Here is a 2,647-nt window from a genome sequence, read left to right as displayed (position 1 = left end):
ATCAAGAACTCAAGTGATAAGTAGTTCAGACCCTTAGCGTTAACAATGCGCTCGTCTTGCTCAGTTTCGAGTAGATCAAACATCGTTAATTCAGCCAGTGCGCGCCCCATTGCGAGATACCATGAACGGCTATCTGCATTTTCAATGGTGGTAGCGTAGGTGGCAGTCAGGTGTTTCTTTACGTTGTCTTGGAACGAAGCTTTATCAAACTTCTTCTGTTGCGTAGGTTTCATTAGCGAAATCTCACTTAGTCGTTTTAATTCATCTTCGGCATATCGTGCATCAGCTACGCAAGGTCGGCATCCTCCTAAAAATGACCTCGTTTAGGAGGAGAGCTCAGGGCGTAGAGGGCGAGCACCAGAGTCGCAGTGATCTATCTCTCATTCGTTGCACATAGCGGTTCATAAGCAGTGATTGTGATCACATCACCTTGCTCACTAGCCTAAATACCGCTCATGACGCTAAGGTTTCGATCGGGAATATCAATCTCTCAATATGAGAATTGGCTCTCAAAAAAATGAGCTTCATTTACAAATTACATGAGATTTTGTACATGCTCAGTTTTTATATAGCGCATAACAAAGAAGTTTTAGTGATTAAAGTCACAATTACAGGGCGTAGATGATGAGTAAATGTGAATCCTGCAAGAATCTCGGGATGGATCAATAAACGTGCGTCACGACATCAAGTAACATCCACACAAAATGAGTGATAGTTCACTTGTGTACTCCTAAATAATGATGCTCTTCTTACTAAGCACCTCCAAAGCTGCGATCAGCTTTTAAGTCAGTAACAAGAACAATAAATGGAATCTGGAAGATGTGGATACCTTCTAAGCTTACTCGTCCCGGCCGCCTACACAACGCCATCGTTCGCCCGCGTGTGTTAGAGCTGCTTGCCCAAGCACCTTGCTACAAACTCGTGCTATTTCGCTCGCCTGCAGGTTATGGAAAAACCACCATGGCGGCCCAATGGTTATCAGACAAGACCAATGTGGGTTGGTATAGCATCGATGAAAGCGACAATGATGCGTTCCGATTTATCAACTACTTACTGCAAGCGATTAATAAAGCGACTCAGCAAAGTTGTCCAAATGCCCAGAAACTGGCCGAGCGACGCCAGTTCTCTTCTTTACACTCGCTATTTAGTGAAGTGTTTTCGGAAATGTCTGGCTTTAACAAAGAGTGCTATGTGGTTCTCGATGATTACCATTTGATCGCCGATGACGATATCCACGAAGCGATGCGCTTTTTCCTCAAACACATGCCAGACAACCTAACGCTGGTCGTCACTAGCCGTGCCACACCACCATTAGGCACGGCCAACTTGCGCGTACGCGATTTGATGATCGAAATTGGTAATGAGCTACTCGCCTTTGATACCGAAGAAACAACACGCTTCTTTAATCAACGGGTCTCTGATGGCGTGGATGATGATACTGCCAACAACTTGTGCACCTATGTCGAAGGCTGGCCCTCTGCACTGCAATTGATTGCCTTACAAGCACAGCACCAAAAGCGCACGTTGGCTCAAACAGCGGAGTCAGTATCGCAATTTAATCATGCACATTTATGGGATTACTTAGTTGAGGAAGTGTTTGATCTACTCGATAAAGAAACGCGCCAATTTTTGATGCAATGCTCGGTGCTCGATCACTTTAATGACGTGTTAGTCTCTGCACTCACCAAACGTGACGACGCGCTGAGCATGATTGAGTCGCTCAACCGCTATGGTTTATTCATTTATCCACTGGAAGGTGAGCACAACTGGTACCGGTTCCACAACTTATTTGCGGAATTCCTCTCTCATGAACGCTTGGCGCGCATCCCGCAGCAGGAACACGATCTACACCGTGCCGCCGCGCACGCTTGGTTGCAAGAAGCCACACCTCATCAAGCGTTGCGTCACGCCACGCTCGCCAACGATACTGACTTACTCGCTACTATCTTGACGCAATTTGGCTGGAAGATGTTCAACCAAGGCGAGCTTTTGGCTCTCGAAGAGGCCATTAACCAACTCTCTCCGGCCCAACTCTATCGCGAGCCTAAACTGTGTATGCTACAAGCTTGGCTGGCTCAAAGTCAGCACCGCTACTTTGACGTTGGGGATCTGCTGACCAAATCGACCAACGAGATGAAAGCGCTCAATGTTCAGCTAAGCACCAAAGAACAAGGCGAATTCAATGCCCTACGTGCTCAAGTCGCGATCAACCAAAATGAGCCAGAAAAAGCCTTAGAACTTGCGGAGTTAGCACTGAGCCAACTGGATCACACCGTTTACCGCAGTCGTATTGTCGCCACTTCAGTCGTCGGCGAAGTGAACCACGTGCTCGGTCAATTAAGCCGTGCACTCTCGATGATGCAACAAACCGAAAAGCTGGCACGCCAGTATCAGGTTTACCATCAAGCGCTATGGGCATTACTACAGCAAAGCGAGATCTTGATTGCCCAAGGTTATGTGCAAGCCGCTTTTGAAGTGCAGGATATTGCCTTCAAATTAATTGAAGAGCAGCAATTGCAGCAAGTGCCATTGCATGAGTTCTTACTACGGATACGTGCCCAAATCCTGTGGTGCTGGAACCGCTTGGATGAAGCGGAAGAATGCGCTTATAAAGGACTACGCGTATTGGGCAACCACTCTCCAAGCA

General features: G+C 47.0%; 2 protein-coding genes. One reads left to right on the top strand and one right to left on the bottom strand.

The genetic code is table 11. From position 1 onward, the window contains the following. Positions 1 to 233, bottom strand: a 233-nt coding sequence (locus AACQ42_RS00840) for a hypothetical protein (RefSeq protein WP_141195675.1), incomplete at its 3' end; no start/stop codon positions are given. 586 nt (positions 234 to 819) lie between these two features. On the opposite strand from AACQ42_RS00840, the gene malT reads away from it, so the two are divergent. Next, positions 820 to 2,647, top strand: a 1,828-nt coding sequence (malT, locus tag AACQ42_RS00835; protein WP_094166416.1) for an HTH-type transcriptional regulator MalT, incomplete at its 3' end; no start/stop codon positions are given.

The organism is Vibrio sp. V12_P9A6T4, assembly GCF_963874835.1.
GTDB classification, from domain to species: Bacteria; Pseudomonadota; Gammaproteobacteria; order Enterobacterales; family Vibrionaceae; genus Vibrio; species Vibrio anguillarum.
Note: the sequence above shows the minus strand (reverse complement) of the source record. Positions and strands in the feature narration are given on the sequence as shown.